Below are 14,785 nucleotides of genomic sequence, written 5' to 3'. Positions count from 1 at the left end.
GCCCATGCGAGTCCTGTTTGTGCCAGCGCCGGCAGATTAAAAAGCCCTGCAATAGCACTTGGTTTGCATCAGGGTATTAATTAGAATCAATCTCATTTGGTTCCGGTTAACCCAGGTGCGTTGATATGAGCGAAGCGGCGGGCCCTAACGAGCAGACTCTGCATGGCCTTTACCGGCAGCATCGCAGCTGGCTCGAAGGTTGGTTGTACCAGCGCCTGGGCAACCGCTGGGATGCCGCCGATCTCAGCCAGGATACGTTTTTGCGGGTACTGGCCAGCCCTCAGGTACTCAGCGAGTTGCGCGAGCCGCGGGCCTATCTGCTGACCGTGGGCAAGCGTTTGCTGGTCAACTTCCACAAGCGCCGTAGCCTGGAGCGTGCCTACCTCGAGGCCCTGGCCAAGCTGCCCGAAGCACTGGTGCCTTCGCCGGAGCAGTGCTGGTTGCTGCTGGAAACCCTGCAGGCTCTGGACGAACTGCTCGATGGATTGCCGACGGCCGTGCGTCGGTCATTTCTCTGGGCGCAGCTCGAGGGTTTGAACTACGCGCAGATCGCCGAGCGCCTGGCGGTCAGCGAGCGCACGGTCAAACGCTACATGGCCCAGGCCTATGAGCATTGCCTGCTGGTTGCGGCATGAACACCTATACCCGCGAGTCCCGGCAACTGGCGCGCACGGCGGCGCGCTGGCTGGCCTTGCTCGATTCGGGCCGTGCCAGCGCCGACGATCTTGTGCAATTGCAGCATTGGCGCGCCGCCAACCCGCAACACGAGCAAATCTGGCAGCGCGCCGAAGGCTTGCGCCAGCGTTTTCATGAGGTGCCAGCGGCCTTGGCCATGGCCAGCCTGGATCGGCCCGACGGCCAGCGGCGTACCTTGCTCAAGCGTGGCCTGGCACTGGCATTGGTAGTGCCCGCAGGCTGGCTGCTGAGCCAGCAGGCGCCGCTGCTGGCCTTGCGCGCCGACTTGCGCACTGCGGTGGGCGAGCGCCGTGGCCTGCGCCTGGCCGATGGCAGCCTGTTGCAACTGAACACTGCAAGCGCCGTCGACCTCGACCTGGCGCGACAGCGCCTGACCCTGGTTACCGGCGAGATCGCCCTGAGCGTCAGCCGCGCGCAAGCCTTGCACGTCGACCTGGGCATGGCGCAGGTGAGCGTCGGTCAGGCCCAGGTCTGCTTGCGTCGCGATGCCGAGCAGTGCCGAATCGCCGTGCTCCAGGGGACCGTGCAGGTGCAACCGCTGCACGGCGCGCAACTGGCCTTGCATGTTGGCGATCAATTGACCGTCAACGTCGACGGCAGTGGCGCCATGGACCGTTTCGATCCGCGCCAGCCAGATTGGCGCGATGGTGTGCTGAGCGTCGACAACCAGCCACTGGGGCAGTTTTTGCGTGAGCTGTCGCGCTACCGTCCGGGCTGGTTGCGCTGGGAGCCGGCGCTCGAATCATTGAAGGTCACCGGTACCTTTCGCCTGGATGACACTGACCGGGTCCTGGCCTTGCTGGCTGCCAGCCTGCCATTGGCAGTGCAGGCGCGCAGCCGTTACTGGGTCACCCTGGTGGCGCAACAAAAAACGGCGTGAAGGGCGCTGCGCTGGACCTGACATTTTTGCCAGTAGCGCAGCGGCTTGCCGTTGGTGATGATGCCGACTCAAGGGCCGGAGCCATGCCGTCATGGACGAAAACAACAAAGCGCGCCTTCGCCTGTATCAACCTGGAGATAGCGTCGTGCTCTACGGCTGCTTTGCCGCCGAGTACGGGGTGATGGAAACCCAATCCGGCATCGTGCGCAGCATCGATTGGTGCAGTTGCCAATTGAAACTGTACTTCGCCTGTGACGACGAGTGCCGCTACATTCCCTTCGCCAGCATCACCGCCGTGCCGTCACCCGCTCGCCGCAGGGCTGGCGCAGTGGATCAAGGCTGAGCCGGCCTTCAAGGCAGTTCGATCTGCGCGCACAGGCCGCCACCGTCGCGGTTGCTCAAGGTCAGGCGGCCACCGATGGCCTGGGTCAGTTGCGCGGCGATGGCCAGACCCAGGCCGGTACCGCCGGTGGTGCGGTTGCGCGAGTTCTCGACACGGTAGAAGGGTTGCAGCACAGCAGCCAGCTCTGCGCTGGGGATCCCCGGGCCCTGGTCCAGCACACTGATCAGCGTGCTGCCCTTGGCCCCGCGGCGCACTACCAGTTGTGCGGCGCCAGCGAACTTCAGGGCATTGTCGATCAGGTTCACCAGCACCCGGCGCAAGGCTTGCGGGCGGGTCTGGATCAGTGCGCCGTTGTTGCCTTGCAGCTCGACCTGCTGGCCGCTGTCCTGGTAGTCGCAGACCAGGCTGTCGAGAAAAGCATCGAGGTTGACCCGGCAGGGTGCCTCGCTGTTGCCATCGATGCTGCGGGCATAGGCGACGCCTTCGCGCACCAGGTGCTCCATGGCTTCCAGGTCGTGCCAGAGCTTGTCCTTGTCACTGCTGCTGTCCATGGCTTCGACTCGCAGTTTCATGCGTGTGATGGGCGTTTGCAGGTCATGGGAGATCGCCGCCAGCAGTTGCATGCGCTCTTTGAGGTAAGCACCGATGCGCGCCTGCAGGGTGTTGAAGGCTGCAGCGGCGTACACCACTTCGCGCGGCCCGCTTTCATCCAGTTGTGGCCCCGGCGCGTTGGGGTCCAGTTTATCGACTGCTTCAGCCAGGCGGGTCAGTGGGCGGATCGCGGTTTTCACTGCCAGCCAAGTGCACAGCAACAGCAGCGCCAATTGCACCAGCAGCACCACGGGCAACCAGCTGGACATCGGCACCGGTGCCGGTGTCACGTCGACAGTCAGCGGTTGGCCATCGGCCAGGCGCAAGTGCACTTGAAAATGCGGGTTGGGCCCGGGGATATTCTGGTAGTTCAGGGCGTAATGCGTGCCCAGGGCCTTGCTGATCGACAGCGCCGCCATGGGCGCTTCATCCATGTTCAGGCGCAGCCCCGAGGCCCCGTCATCCAGCCGATAGCGGTAGGTGCGTCGTTCCAGGCGTGGCAGCCAGGCGGCGCGCTCGGCGGCGGGCAGGCGGTCGAGGATGGCCACGGAAGTGGCGACATCCAGCTCCAGATTGTTGAGCATCATCGAGCGCGAGCTTTGGTAACGCTCGTAGAACTGGAAGCTGAACGACAGCCCGTAGGCCAGTACCAGGCCGGTGAAGAAGATCAGCGCCAGGCGCGAAGCGAGGGTGCGCGGCCAGCGCAGCAGCGTGCCCATGTTCAGGCCTCGACCAGTTGCACGGGCAAGGAAAGCACATAGCCCTCGCTGCGTACCGTTTTTATGTAGGCCGGCTCGCGGGCGTCATCCTGCAGGCGCTGGCGCAGGCGACTGACCAGCAGGTCGATGGAACGGTCGAAGATATCTGCCTCGCGGCCCTGGGTGAGGTTGAGCAGTTGCTCGCGGCTGAGCACCTGTTGCGGGTGATCGAGGAACACCCGCAGCAGGCGGTATTCGGCGCCGCTCAAGGCCACCAGGGTGCCGTCGGCGTCGAGCAGGTGGCGCGCGGTGGTATCCAGCCGCCAATGGCCGAAGGCGATCAGGCGGCTGCTTTCGCTGATGGTCAGGTTCGGTGGCAGCATGCGCGTGCGGCGCAGTACGGCGTTGATCCGCGCCAGCAGCTCGCGGGCCGAGAAGGGTTTGGTCAGGTAGTCGTCGGCGCCCATTTCCAGGCCGATGATGCGGTCGGTTTCGTCGTTGCGGGCGGTCAGCATCAGTACCGGCGTGGCCTTGTGCTTGCCGGCGCGCAGTTCGCGGCACAGCAGCAGGCCATCGTCACCGGGCATCATGATATCGAGCACGATCAGATCGGCCACATCGGCGTCGAGAAAGGCACGCATCTGCCGGCCATCGGCGACGATGGTCGTGCGCAGACCGTTCTTCTTCAGATAGTTGCCTACCAGCTCTCTGATCTCGCGATCGTCATCGACGACCAGGATGTGATCGACATGCTCCATCGTCCGGCTCCCAGTGTGGTGGTGGGGCGAGTGTACCGAGCCCGGTAGTGCTTGCCTGCCGGGCTTTGTATTGCAGTGTATCTGTTGTGGCCGTAGATACCTGGGGAAGCAAAGCGGGCTGATCCGGACACATCGACGATACCTGGCGGGTCTGAAATAGCCGGCAACGGGGTGGAGGTCTCCACCTCCTTGCACACCGCTTCAGGAGTACCGCCATGAACATCAAAACCCTTGCCATTGCCAGTCTGTTAACCCTGCTCAGCCTCGGCGCCGTCGCTGCCCAGGCCAACGACGAGGTGCCGGTGCAGCAATATCGCTATGGCCAGCACCTGGACGTACACAAGGTCCTCGCCCTGCGCGAGGACAGCCGCATTGGCTGCGGCGTGGTCAATGCGCAAATGGACTACCTTGATTCCCAGGGCAAGGAACACCGCCTGCAGTACCAGAAATTCGCCAGCGACTGCCATGACGGCAGTTGAGTCATCGATCAGGGAGGTTCGTCCATGAGTATCAGTTTCAACACAAACCGCCGCCGGGCCCTGGGTATCGCCGCATTGTTTGCAGTGCTGCTGGCGGCGGCAGGCCTGGGCAATCGCCTGCTCGCCGGTACGCCTTCAAGCCTGGAAACATTGGGACCGATGCCGGAACTGAGCGGCGCCGTGCAATGGCTGAACTCGCCACCGCTGGACCGTCAAGCACTCAAGGGCAAGGTGGTGCTGGTGGACTTCTGGACCTACGAGTGCATCAACTGCCGCCGCAGCCTGCCGCACGTCAATACGTGGGCCAAGCGTTACGCGGACCAGGGCCTGGTGGTGATCGGCGTGCATACCCCCGAATACCCTGAAGAGCGGGTGGTGGCCAATGTACGTGAGCAAGTGGCGAAGCTGGATATCGGCTACCCGGTGGCCATCGACAACGACTATGCGATCTGGAACGCCTTCGGCAACCAGTTCTGGCCGGCGCACTACATCGTCGATGGCAACGGCCAGGTGCGCTACGTGCACTTTGGCGAGGGCGCCTATGACACCCAGGAGCAGGTGATCCAGCAACTGCTCAAGGAGCGTGACGGGCAGGCGGGGTGATGGCGGGCAGCGGGCTTGTTATCCTGCGCACTGCACTTGCAGGGATGCCCTCATGGAAATACCGTCGTCGCATATCATCCAGCAGACCGAGCACTGGGTTCTCAATCATCATCTAGCCTCGGCCTTGCCCGGTTACTTGATGCTCGGCCCAACATGCGGTGCCAGTTCGCTGGCCGACCTGGCGCCTGCGGCCCTGGCCGAACTGGGGGGCTTGCTTGCCAGCACCCAGCGGGTAATGGAGGCAATGCTCGAACCGAAGTGGCTGTATATCAGCCGCTACGGCCATATGCCGGGCTTGCCGCTGCACTTTCACTTCATCCCGGTATACCCCTGGGTCGAGGCGTTGTTCTGGCAGGATGAGCGTTATCGGCTGTTGCAGGCATTTGCCGGCACTGACTGCCCGGCAACGGCCACCGATGGCGCCGAGTTGACCTTGTTCATCTGGCGCGAGTTTGGTGAGAGCCCGACACCACCTGCGGTTGAAGGGCCTTCGGTCGGACAGGTGATCGAGCGGTTGCGGCGGGCTTTTTAGCGAGCGCTTTGCGCTCGATCGCCGGCAAGGCCGGCTCCCACAGGTGCAGTGTGCACCGGGCCATTGTGGGAGCCGGCCTTGCCGGCGATGGGCTGCGTAGCAGTCCTGCTTTACTTCAGGGCCTTGGCCAGCTGGCGGATCGCCGCTTCGATTTCACTGGTCGTCAACGAGGAATAGCCCAGCAACCAACCTTGTTGCTTGTACTCGCCCGCATACAGGCGGCTGAGCCCGGGTAGCTGTATACCGGCGCGGGCGGCCAGGCGCTGGGTCTGTTGCTCTGACCAGCCAGGCTCGAGCACGCAGGGGATCTGCAGGCCACCTGGCGGGCGCAGGGCGGTAACGATGCCCGCCAGATGCGTGCCAATCGCTTCGAGCAGGCACGCCCGGCGCCCGGCGTAGAGTTTGCGCATGGCACGCACATGGGCGTTGTAGTGACCGTCGCCCATGAAGCGCGCCAGGGTCAGTTGCAGGGTTTGCGGGGTGTGCCCGTCGATGATGCTGCGCGCGGCACTGAAGGGCGCCACCAGCTCGGGTGGCAGCACCATGTAGCCGATGCGCAGGCCAGGGAACAGGGTCTTGCTGAAGGTGCCGATGTAGAGGGTACGCCGGTTTGGGTCCAGGCCCTGCACACAGGCGGTCGGCAGACCGTCGTAGTGGAACTCGCTGTCGTAGTCGTCCTCGATGATCCACTTGCCGTTTTCTGCAGCCCAATGGATCAGTTCCAGGCGCCGCTCAAGGCTCAAGGTCGCGCCGGTCGGGTATTGATGGGAAGGGGTGAGGTACAGACAACTGGCGCCGCTGCGGTCGGCGCGCAGCAGGTCGGTGCGGATGCCGTGGGCATCGACATCGATCGGTGCGATCCGCGCCTGCGCCGCTTCAAAGGCCTTCTTTGCACCAAAGTAGCCAGGGTTCTCCATTAGGATCGGCTTGCCGGCATCCACCAGCATCTGTGCGCACAGGAACAAGGCCTGGCGGGTACTGCTGAGCACCAGCACCTGCTCGGGCGCCACCTTGGCTCCGCGCTCCAGGTTCAGGTAGGTGGCGATCGCCTTGCGCAGGGCCTCGCTGCCTTGCGGGTCGCCGTGCAGCAGGACGTTGCCACGGTGCTCCTTCAGCGCCTGGCGCTGCAGGCGTTCCCAGACTTGCAGCGGGAACGAGCGGGTTTCCGGCAGGCCGGTGGCGAAGGCCTTGATCGCCTGCTGATCGCTGACCCCGCCGTTGTCGAACAGCGTTCGCCCGCGCAGGCTCAGCCCCTCGCCGGGCTCCGGGTTGCCGCGCTTTTGTGCCTGGGCCCTGATCCGCCGCTGGGCAGTGCCGCGCAATTCTGCGCCAAGGCGGTCCGCCACATAGCTGCCCGAACCCTTGCGGCGCAGGATGTAGCCATCGCGCTGCAACTGCACATAGGCATTCTCGACAGTGTCGCGGGCAACCCCCAATGAGGTGGCAAGCGCGCGGCTGGCGGGCAGCTTGATGCCGCCGGCCAGTGCGCCTTCCAGAATCAGCCCGCGCAGGGCCCGCTGGATGCGCTGGTGCAGGTCCAGCGCCGCGAACTCGATGTCGTTGATACGTATCTTCAGGGTTTCAAGCTCGAAGCGGGTTGTCATGTGGTCTGCCGTGACTTATGAAATTTTCCTGAATTGGCAGGCCAGTCTATTCCTGTTCCTGGTCGTTCGTCGCCCCTGGCGGAGCTGCGGCTGTAACTTGCGGTGCCGGTAGCCAACAGGGATGATCAGTAAAACCAAACAGTCGCGCGCCGGTTGAGCTGATATCCAGGAAGGACATTACATGGACACACCCGCAAACTTCACCCAGCACGGCTATGCGGTCATTTATGACCTGCTCGATGTCAAACTGCAGACCTTGCTCCAGCAACTGGCCCAACAGTTGGTCGAGCGCCATCGCGCGGGTGAAGCAACGGTGCTGGCAGCATCTGTGAACATCGCTTCGGTCAGTCAGCAGCACCCTGAGCGCAACCCGGGAGTGCAAGGGCAAGACTGGATGCTCGAGCCCTTTATCATTGGTGACCTGATGACGCTTGAGCCGCGTTTTACCAGCGTTCTGAGTGCTGCATCGGTGTGGACCAGCGTCGCTGCACTTCTGGGTTGTGAAACCGAAGAGGTTGTCCTGCATTTCTGCAACCTCACGCGCAAGCCGCAGAGCACAGGGCCAGCGGTTGGCTGGCATCGGGATGCTGACAACCGCTACTTCGCCAGCCGAGACAAACGAACCTTGCGCCTGTTGATACCGCTGCAGGCAATGTCCGCTGAAAATGCTGGTACGGCGGTGGTGCCAGGCTCGCATCGGTGCCAGGAGGCAGCTATTGAACACGCCCTGTGCCCGCATGTACCTGTTGGCGCCGGTCTGGCACTCCATTGCGAAGTGCTGCATGGAGGCGCGCCCAATCGCAGCAGGCTTGAGCGTGATGTGCTGGTGATTCAGTTTGGTGTGCGCTCGTCAGTGCTGAGTTATCAGGCTGATGAGGCATACGCCCTGGCAGATCGTGATGCGCTGGTACGTGCAACTGAGCAGCGCTTGGCTGCCTTGATACGAGCGTAAAAGGTACTGTAGCTCCGTCATCCACGCTAGGATCAACAGTCCTGCACTGACAACGAGGTCACCTGTGAAATATGCCATTGCCCTGTTAATGAGCCTGATGCCGCTGCTGGCCAGCGCCGCCGAAGTCGGCGAACGCCTGGCGCCGTTTACCTTGCTCGACCAGCACGACCAGGCCTACAGCCTCAACGAGCAGACCCGTGTGCTGCTGGTGGCGCGCAACATGGACGGCGCCAAGCTGGTCAGCGCCGCAGTGGGCGAGCAGCCCAAAGGCTACCTGGAGGCGCGTGATGCGGTGTTCGTCGCTGATATCCAGCGCATGCCGGCGCTGATCAGCAAACTGTTCGCGATTCCGGCCATGCGCGATTACAGCTACCGGGTGGTGCTGGACCGTGACGGCAAGGTGGTTGCGCGGTATCCGGGGGCTGAGGACAAGGTGCTGTGGATCGAGCTGGAACAGGGCAAGGTGGTGGCGCAGAAGGAGTATGCCAGTGCCGAGGAACTGACGGCGGCGTTGGACGCTTTGACCAAATCTGCTGGATAGAGCGCTGGTGGGAGCGGATTTATCCGCGAATGAATTCGCTCCTGCATGTTCAGCGTTCACTGTGGGTGAGCGGCACCTGCAGCGTCGTCTTGACCCGATCCAGCACCACAATGGTCCGGAACCATTTCACATTAGGGTTATCGTGAAACAGCCGCTGGGCGATGTCCTGGAACACGGTCATGCTGGCCACGGTGAGCACCAGCAAAAAATCGGCATCGCCCGTGACGTAGTAGCACTGCTGAATTTCCGGCCCGGAAAAGGCGCGCTTCATTACCTCAAGGTCCGCCGACTGGGTGCGGTCGGCATGCACCTCGACCATCAGGGTAATCACCTGGCCGACTTTGTCCGGGTTGATGACCGCCGTATTGGCCTGAATCACTCCGGTCTTTTTCAAGCGCTGAATCCGCCGCTGCACCGAGGCGGTGGATAAATGCACCTGTTCGGCCAGCTCGCGCAGGGGCTGGCTGTTGTCTCGCTGCAAGGCGGCGAGCAGGGCAAGGTCGAATTCATCCAGGTCCATATGCAAAAATTTCTCATCGTGAGCGGTAAAAACGAGGGCACTTATCAGCGGCTGCGGAATAAATTATCACCCTCTGTTGACCCTGATTAAGGTATTTCCCATGACCGCGCATAATTCCACGTTGGGCGTAGTGCTCAATGTCCTTGCCTCGGTGCTGTTCGCGGTGATGTACGCCTACACCAGCCTGCTCGCGCCCTTGGATGGCGCCGAGATTTATGGCTGGCGGATCCTGCTGACCGTGCCCTGCCTGACCCTGATGGTGATTGCCAGCGGGCACTGGCCGCAGGTGCGGCGGATCTTCCAGCGGTTGTTCGAGGAGCGCGGGTTTTGGGCGATTCGTCTGGTCTCGGCGGCGTTGCTCGGCGTGCAGCTATGGCTGTTCATGTGGGCACCAATCAACGGCTATGGCCTGGATGTGTCGCTGGGTTACTTCCTGATGCCGCTGGTGATGGTGATTGTCGGCCGCCTGGCGTTCAAGGATTCGATTAGCCGCCTGCAACTGCTGGCCTGCGCGCTGGCGGCGCTGGGTATCATCAACCAGATCGCCATCGCCAAGGCGATCTCCTGGCCGGTGCTGGTGGTGTCCCTGGGCTACCCGCTGTACTTCTGGCTGCGCCGAGTCACCGACACCAACAACATGGGTGGGCTGTGGTTTGACATGAGCCTGAGCCTGCCGGTGAGCTTGTACTTCGTGTTCAAGGGCGGGGTGCTGCTTGGCGTGGGCGGGCTGGCCTCGAACCTGCCCTGGCTGGTGCTCGGCCTGGGCGCGATCAGTGCTGCGGCCCTGGGTTTGCAGGCGTTGTCGGCGCCGCGGCTGAACCTGACCCTGTTCGGCTTGCTGATCTATGTCGAGCCGGTACTGCTGGTGGTCGCTGCGGTGCTGCTGGGCGACAGCATCGCCCCGGCGCAGTGGCCGACCTACCTGGCGATCTGGCTGGCAGTGCTGGTGCTGGTGGTGGAGGGCGGTTTGAGCCTCAACGGCAACCGCCGCAGTTACTCGCCCAGCCGCTGCTCGCGCGAAGGCGGATAGCCAAAGTAGGCGCAATAGCATTTGCTGAAGTGCGAGACCGAGACAAAACCGCAAGCAATTGCCACATCCATCAACGGCAGGTCGGAGTACTGCAACAGACGCCGGCTCTTGGTGATGCGCAGCTCCATGTAATAGCGGCTCGGCGAGGTGCCGAGCTGGGCCTGAAACAGGCGGTCGATCTGCCGTCGCGAACGGCCACTGTAGGCAGCCAGCTGATCGAGGCTGAGGGTTTCTTCCAAGTTGCTTTCCATCAGCTCGACGATGGTGCGCAGCGGCGCACTCATGGTTTTTTTCTGGCTGCTGTCGACCCGACGAAAACGCGCACTGGAAAACGCCAGGATCTCTTCGACACCCTCGGCCAGCGCTTCGCCGTGCTGCAACTTGAGCAGCGCTAGCATCAACTCCAGGGCGCCGTTGGGGCTGGCGGCCGTCAGGCGCTCACGGTCGAGTACAAAGCTTGCCGGGATGATGGTGCACTGCGGGCTGCGCTCGGCCAGGCTGGCGCGCTGTTCGGGGTGGATGGTGCAGTTGTAGCCCTCCAGTACCCCGGCGCGCCCCAGAAACCAGGCGCCATTCCACAGCCCGCCCAGGGCCAGCTCGAGCGCGGCGGCGTCACACAGCAGCTTGTCCAGTTGCGGATACTTGAGCGGGGTGCGCAAGCCGCCGCAGACGATCAGGATATCGAGGTTGCCCAGGGTTGCGCGGTCGATAGGCGCGGCATAAATCTCCAGGCCAAGGTCACTGACCACGCGCTCGCCGCCCAGGGAGAACGGCGTGCTTGCATACCGCTGGCTCTGGAGCAGATTGGCCGTTACCAGCACGTCCATGGCCACGGTGAAACTGGCCATGGAGAAGTTCTCCAGCAACAGGAAGCCTACCTGGCACACCGTGGTCGAGGCAGCTTCGGGGTGTTTGAGGCTGAGCATGTTGCTGGTGCTGGATTTCTTGCTGAACTGGCGTGGGGTGGGCAAGGTCGACTCCGCGATCTGGCAGGATGTGGCGATCATGCCAGATATTGTCGGGCCGGCAATGGCAATCAGGTTGACGGGGCAGTCGCAGGCAGCAATTGTAGTAACGACACTGCTTTCACCACAGAGCGTTGCGCCTGCATCAGTACAAGGAAAGTGCCCATGCCGCTGTTCGAAACCCCACGTTTGCTGGTCCGTGAACTCTCGCGCCAGGACCGGTCGGCCCTGACCGCCATCCTCAGCGATCCTGAGGTCATGAAGTACTCATTGCGGGGCGTCTGCGACGAGCAGGTCACGGGCGATTTCATCGACTGGTGCGTGCAGTGCTACGCAAGCTACGGCATGGGGCAATGGGCCCTGGAGGAGAAGGCCAGCGGCGCGCTGGTCGGGTTCTGCGGGGTCAGCCCCGAGCAGGTCGCAGGCGTTGAGGAACCCGGCCTGGGCTATCGGTTGGCTACGCGTTATTGGCGTCAGGGGCTCGCGAGCGAAGCGGTGAAAGGCGTGCTGCAGCATGTGTTCAGTCAGCAATTGCAGCCTGCCGTCATCGCTATCATCGAACCTGCCAACGTCGCCTCCTTGCGCGTGGTACAAAAAGCCGGTTTCAATCGCTTTGATACCGTGCAGTTTCACGACCGGCCCGTGCGTGTGTACCGGCTGACGCAGCAGCAGTGGAAGGCGCCATGACCAGCAGACACCTCGACCCTTTGCGCCAGGCCATTGGCCAACAATCGGTTGCGCCTGCGCCTGTGCCATGGAAACTGACCGGGCATTTCACCATCGCCGGCTTGCTGGAAATCGGCTTTGACCGCGACAGTGAGCGACTGCTGGTGGCTTCAAGCTCAGGCCGTAGTGTGGTCGACTGCCGTACCGGTGAGAAAATCGCCCGCGACCGTACCGACAATCTGGGCAGCGATCATTACCTGGAAACCCGCGGTATCGGCCCGCTACAAGGCCGGGTGATCCGCATGGCCGGTATCCAGGGTGGCAGCCTGCCGATCAGTACCTGCGATGGCTGGGTGGTCGAGAACATCACCCTGGCCTGGCCCGAACAGCACCTGCTGCTGGTCGAGCCGGGCTCGTGGCTGCATGGCGCCCGCTATAACCGGCCCTGGCAGTTTCATACCCTGGCGATCGAGACCGAGGTGCGGGCGTTCGGTTTTTCCTATACCGGTTTGAGCCTGGTGATCGCCACCAGTGGCGAGTTGCTGGTTTATGGGCGCTCTGCCACCCTTCGTCGCTGAATGCGGTCGCAATCCGGGCGCCGCTGGCGTATTTTCGATACCCAGCCTCAAGACGCCATTGCCGATGCCAGCCCAGCCCTTTCACCCCTGCCAAGACCTCGCCGACGTTCTGTTGCCGCACTTGCCTGCGGACAATGGCGATGGCTCACACGATCTGGCCCACATCCATCGGGTCTGGAGCAATGCCCGGCGGATTCAGGCCCAGGAGGGCGGCGATCTGCACATCCTCTTGGCCGCCGCGCTGCTGCACGATTGCGTCGCGGTCGAAAAGAGCTCGCCGTTACGCGCAAAGGCGTCGACCCTGTCTGCGCAAAGGGCCGAGCGGATACTGGCTGAACTGGGCTGGGCGGGTGAACGCATCAGCGCCGTCGCCCATGCCGTCGCCACCCACAGTTTTTCTGCCGGCCTGCAGCCTGAAACCCTGGAAGCAAAAATCCTCCAGGACAGTGACCGCCTGGACGCTATCGGCATGGTCGGCGTGGCCCGTTGCTTTTACGTTGGTGGGCGTATGGGCTCTGCCCTGTACGATTTCAGTAATCCCACTGCAGCCGGGCGCGAGTACCAGGACCGTCAATTCAGCCTCGAACACTTCCACACCAAGCTGCTGAAGCTGGCCTCGGGCTTTCAGACCGAGGAGGGCGCACGCCTGGCGGCCGAGCGGCACCGGCGCCTGGAGCTGTTCGTTGAAGGCTTCATGGACGAAATCAGCGGCCCTCAAGACTGATGCGGGTACTGCAGGATTCGTGCATGCTCGGGGGCCGAGCAACCTGAGCGAGAACCACCGATGATCACTTGCTACCTGCGCTACGTCCTGGACCCCTGCAAACTCGCCGAGTTCGAGTATTACGGCAAACTCTGGATCCCGCTGGTGGAGCGCTTCGGCGGCCAGCACCACGGCTACTTTCTGCCGTCCGAAGGCGCCAACAATATCGCCCTGGCGATGTTCAGCTTCCCCAGCCTTGCCGAGTACGAACGCTATCGCCAGGACTCGATGAACGACCCCGAGTGCCTGGCCGCCTTCCAGTACGCCCAGGACACCCGCTGCATTCTCAGTTACGAGCGTTCGTTCTTTCGCCCGGTGTTTGCCCAAGACTGCGCGACTAACCCAGCAAAACCGGGTGGTTTGACGGCAAAGTGACCACTGACTGAGGGAAAAGCGCTTTTCGCTCTTTCGACTTGGGGCAAGGGAGGGCACAATGCGTGTCCTTTTTTTGGCCGGCCTGGCCGGGGGCCTCGAAATGATCAAAACGCCGTACTACCTCATCGACAAAACCAAGCTGCTGCACAACATGCAGAAGATCGCCTACGTGCGCGAACAGTCCGGGGCCAAGGCCCTGCTGGCACTCAAGTGCTTTGCCACCTGGTCGGTGTTCGACCTGATGCAGCAGTACATGGACGGCACCACCTCGTCCTCGCTATACGAGCTCAAGCTTGGCCGCCAGAAGTTCGCCGGCGAAGCCCACGCCTACAGCGTGGCCTGGGCCGACGATGAAGTCGAAGAGATGCTCGACAATTGCGACAAGATCATCTTCAACTCCATCGGCCAGATGCAGCGCTTCGCCCAAGCGTCTGAAGGCAAGGTCCGCGGCCTGCGTGTCAACCCGCAGGTGAGCAGCTCCGACTACCTGCTGGCCGACCCGGCGCGCCCGTTCAGCCGCCTGGGCGAGTGGGACCCGGTGAAAGTTGAAGAAGTCATCGAGATGATCTCCGGCTTCATGTTCCACAACAACTGCGAGAACGGCGACTTCGGCCTGTTCGACCAGATGTTGTGCACCATCGAAGAGCGCTTCGGCCACCTGCTGCACAAGGTCGAGTGGGTCAGCCTCGGTGGCGGCATCCATTTCACCGGTGAAGACTACGCCGTGGACGCTTTCTGCGCGCGCCTCAAGGCATTCTCCGAGAAGTATGGCGTGCAGGTTTACCTGGAGCCGGGCGAAGCGGCGATCACCCAGAGCGCGTCGCTGGAAGTGACCGTGCTCGACACCCTCTACAACGGCAAGCACCTGGCCGTGGTCGACAGCTCGATCGAAGCGCACATGCTTGACCTGCTGATCTACCGCCTCAACGCCAAGCTTGCGCCAAGCGAGGGCGAACACACCTACATGATCTGCGGAAAATCTTGCCTGGCCGGCGATATTTTCGGCGAATACCCATTCGATCGTCCGCTGGCCATCGGCGATCGGCTGTCGTTTGTTGACGCAGCGGGTTACACCATGGTCAAGAAAAACTGGTTCAACGGCCTGAAAATGCCGTCCATCGTAGTGAAACAACTCGACGGTAGTGTCGAGGTGGTTCGCGAGTTCGGGTTCGAAGACTACGTGTCCAGCCTGTCGTAAGCTGGCAGTAAAG

At 62.6% G+C, this 14,785-nt stretch carries 19 protein-coding genes; 14 read left to right on the top strand and 5 right to left on the bottom strand.

Going from position 1 to position 14,785, the window contains the following annotated elements:
* The first annotated feature begins 125 nt into the window (after window positions 1–125).
* From M5G17_RS15600 to M5G17_RS15590, 3 genes are all read left to right on the top strand, one after another.
* Window positions 126–635, top strand: coding sequence for a sigma-70 family RNA polymerase sigma factor (locus M5G17_RS15600; RefSeq protein WP_273893794.1), 510 nt, complete (start codon window positions 126–128; stop codon window positions 633–635).
* Window positions 632–1,576, top strand: a complete 945-nt coding sequence (locus M5G17_RS15595; protein ID WP_273893793.1) for a FecR domain-containing protein — start codon at window positions 632–634, stop codon at window positions 1,574–1,576. Before M5G17_RS15600 ends, M5G17_RS15595 begins: the two co-directional genes overlap by 4 nt.
* 91 nt (window positions 1,577–1,667) lie before the next feature.
* Window positions 1,668–1,919, top strand: coding sequence for a hypothetical protein (locus M5G17_RS15590; protein ID WP_273893792.1), 252 nt, complete (start codon window positions 1,668–1,670; stop codon window positions 1,917–1,919).
* A gap of 8 nt (window positions 1,920–1,927) precedes the next feature.
* On the opposite strand, the gene M5G17_RS15585 is transcribed toward M5G17_RS15590, so the two are convergent.
* Together M5G17_RS15585 and M5G17_RS15580 are read right to left on the bottom strand one after the other, a co-directional pair.
* Entirely contained in the window at window positions 1,928–3,217 is a 1,290-nt protein-coding gene (locus M5G17_RS15585; RefSeq protein WP_273893809.1) for an ATP-binding protein, read from the bottom strand.
* Between the two features lie 14 nt (window positions 3,218–3,231).
* Window positions 3,232–3,966, bottom strand: coding sequence for a response regulator (locus tag M5G17_RS15580; protein WP_273893791.1), 735 nt, complete (start codon window positions 3,964–3,966; stop codon window positions 3,232–3,234).
* A gap of 215 nt (window positions 3,967–4,181) precedes the next feature.
* Here M5G17_RS15580 and M5G17_RS15575 point away from each other — a divergent pair, with 215 nt between their 5' ends.
* Genes M5G17_RS15575 through M5G17_RS15565 form a run of 3 tightly spaced genes read left to right on the top strand, consistent with a single transcriptional unit; the run spans window position 4,182 to window position 5,580 of the window.
* Window positions 4,182–4,445: a DUF2790 domain-containing protein gene (locus tag M5G17_RS15575; RefSeq protein ID WP_273893790.1), complete on the top strand. Its 264-nt coding sequence runs from the start codon at window positions 4,182–4,184 to the stop codon at window positions 4,443–4,445.
* A 24-nt stretch (window positions 4,446–4,469) separates the two neighbouring features.
* Window positions 4,470–5,048, top strand: coding sequence for a thioredoxin family protein (locus M5G17_RS15570; protein ID WP_273893789.1), 579 nt, complete (start codon window positions 4,470–4,472; stop codon window positions 5,046–5,048).
* Window positions 5,049–5,100: 52 nt separating this feature from the next.
* Entirely contained in the window at window positions 5,101–5,580 is a 480-nt protein-coding gene (locus M5G17_RS15565; RefSeq protein WP_273893788.1) for an HIT family protein, read from the top strand.
* Window positions 5,581–5,690: 110 nt separating this feature from the next.
* Here M5G17_RS15565 and pdxR read toward each other — a convergent pair whose 3' ends face one another.
* A complete protein-coding gene (gene pdxR, locus M5G17_RS15560; RefSeq protein ID WP_273893787.1) occupies window positions 5,691–7,184 on the bottom strand; it encodes a MocR-like pyridoxine biosynthesis transcription factor PdxR in 1,494 nt (497 codons plus the stop codon).
* A 181-nt stretch (window positions 7,185–7,365) separates the two neighbouring features.
* On the opposite strand from pdxR, the gene M5G17_RS15555 reads away from it, so the two are divergent.
* Window positions 7,366–8,136 (top strand): phytanoyl-CoA dioxygenase family protein, encoded by a 771-nt coding sequence (locus tag M5G17_RS15555; RefSeq protein ID WP_273893786.1) that lies wholly within the window; start codon window positions 7,366–7,368, stop codon window positions 8,134–8,136.
* A gap of 64 nt (window positions 8,137–8,200) precedes the next feature.
* Complete coding sequence (locus tag M5G17_RS15550) at window positions 8,201–8,677, top strand: FAD/FMN-containing dehydrogenase (protein WP_273893785.1); 477 nt, start codon at window positions 8,201–8,203, stop codon at window positions 8,675–8,677.
* A gap of 49 nt (window positions 8,678–8,726) precedes the next feature.
* On the opposite strand, the gene M5G17_RS15545 is transcribed toward M5G17_RS15550, so the two are convergent.
* Entirely contained in the window at window positions 8,727–9,197 is a 471-nt protein-coding gene (locus tag M5G17_RS15545; RefSeq protein ID WP_273893784.1) for an Lrp/AsnC family transcriptional regulator, read from the bottom strand.
* Window positions 9,198–9,297: 100 nt separating this feature from the next.
* Here M5G17_RS15545 and rarD point away from each other — a divergent pair, with 100 nt between their 5' ends.
* Window positions 9,298–10,227, top strand: a complete 930-nt coding sequence (gene rarD / locus M5G17_RS15540) for an EamA family transporter RarD (protein WP_273893783.1) — start codon at window positions 9,298–9,300, stop codon at window positions 10,225–10,227.
* Here rarD and M5G17_RS15535 read toward each other — a convergent pair.
* Complete coding sequence (locus tag M5G17_RS15535) at window positions 10,191–11,198, bottom strand: GlxA family transcriptional regulator (protein WP_273893782.1); 1,008 nt, start codon at window positions 11,196–11,198, stop codon at window positions 10,191–10,193. The genes rarD and M5G17_RS15535 overlap by 37 nt on opposite strands.
* Window positions 11,199–11,357: 159 nt before the next feature.
* Between M5G17_RS15535 and M5G17_RS15530 the strand changes: the two genes are divergently transcribed.
* From M5G17_RS15530 to M5G17_RS15510, 5 genes are all read left to right on the top strand, one after another.
* Window positions 11,358–11,879: a GNAT family N-acetyltransferase gene (locus M5G17_RS15530; protein WP_273893781.1), complete on the top strand. Its 522-nt coding sequence runs from the start codon at window positions 11,358–11,360 to the stop codon at window positions 11,877–11,879.
* Window positions 11,876–12,436, top strand: coding sequence for a hypothetical protein (locus M5G17_RS15525; protein ID WP_273893780.1), 561 nt, complete (start codon window positions 11,876–11,878; stop codon window positions 12,434–12,436). Before M5G17_RS15530 ends, M5G17_RS15525 begins: the two co-directional genes overlap by 4 nt.
* Before the next feature lie 64 nt (window positions 12,437–12,500).
* Window positions 12,501–13,160: an HD domain-containing protein gene (locus M5G17_RS15520; RefSeq protein ID WP_273893779.1), complete on the top strand. Its 660-nt coding sequence runs from the start codon at window positions 12,501–12,503 to the stop codon at window positions 13,158–13,160.
* A gap of 60 nt (window positions 13,161–13,220) precedes the next feature.
* Window positions 13,221–13,574, top strand: coding sequence for an NIPSNAP family protein (locus M5G17_RS15515; RefSeq protein WP_273893778.1), 354 nt, complete (start codon window positions 13,221–13,223; stop codon window positions 13,572–13,574).
* A gap of 100 nt (window positions 13,575–13,674) precedes the next feature.
* The gene (locus M5G17_RS15510; protein ID WP_273893808.1) at window positions 13,675–14,772 is read left to right on the top strand and encodes a carboxynorspermidine decarboxylase; all 1,098 of its coding nucleotides are present in this window, start codon (window positions 13,675–13,677) and stop codon (window positions 14,770–14,772) included.
* Window positions 14,773–14,785: the final 13 nt, after the last annotated feature.

This window comes from Pseudomonas rubra, assembly GCF_028656935.1.
Lineage (GTDB): Bacteria > Pseudomonadota > Gammaproteobacteria > Pseudomonadales > Pseudomonadaceae > Aquipseudomonas > Aquipseudomonas rubra.
The sequence above is the reverse complement of the archived record's forward strand: the minus strand, read 5'-3'. Positions and strand labels throughout refer to the sequence as shown.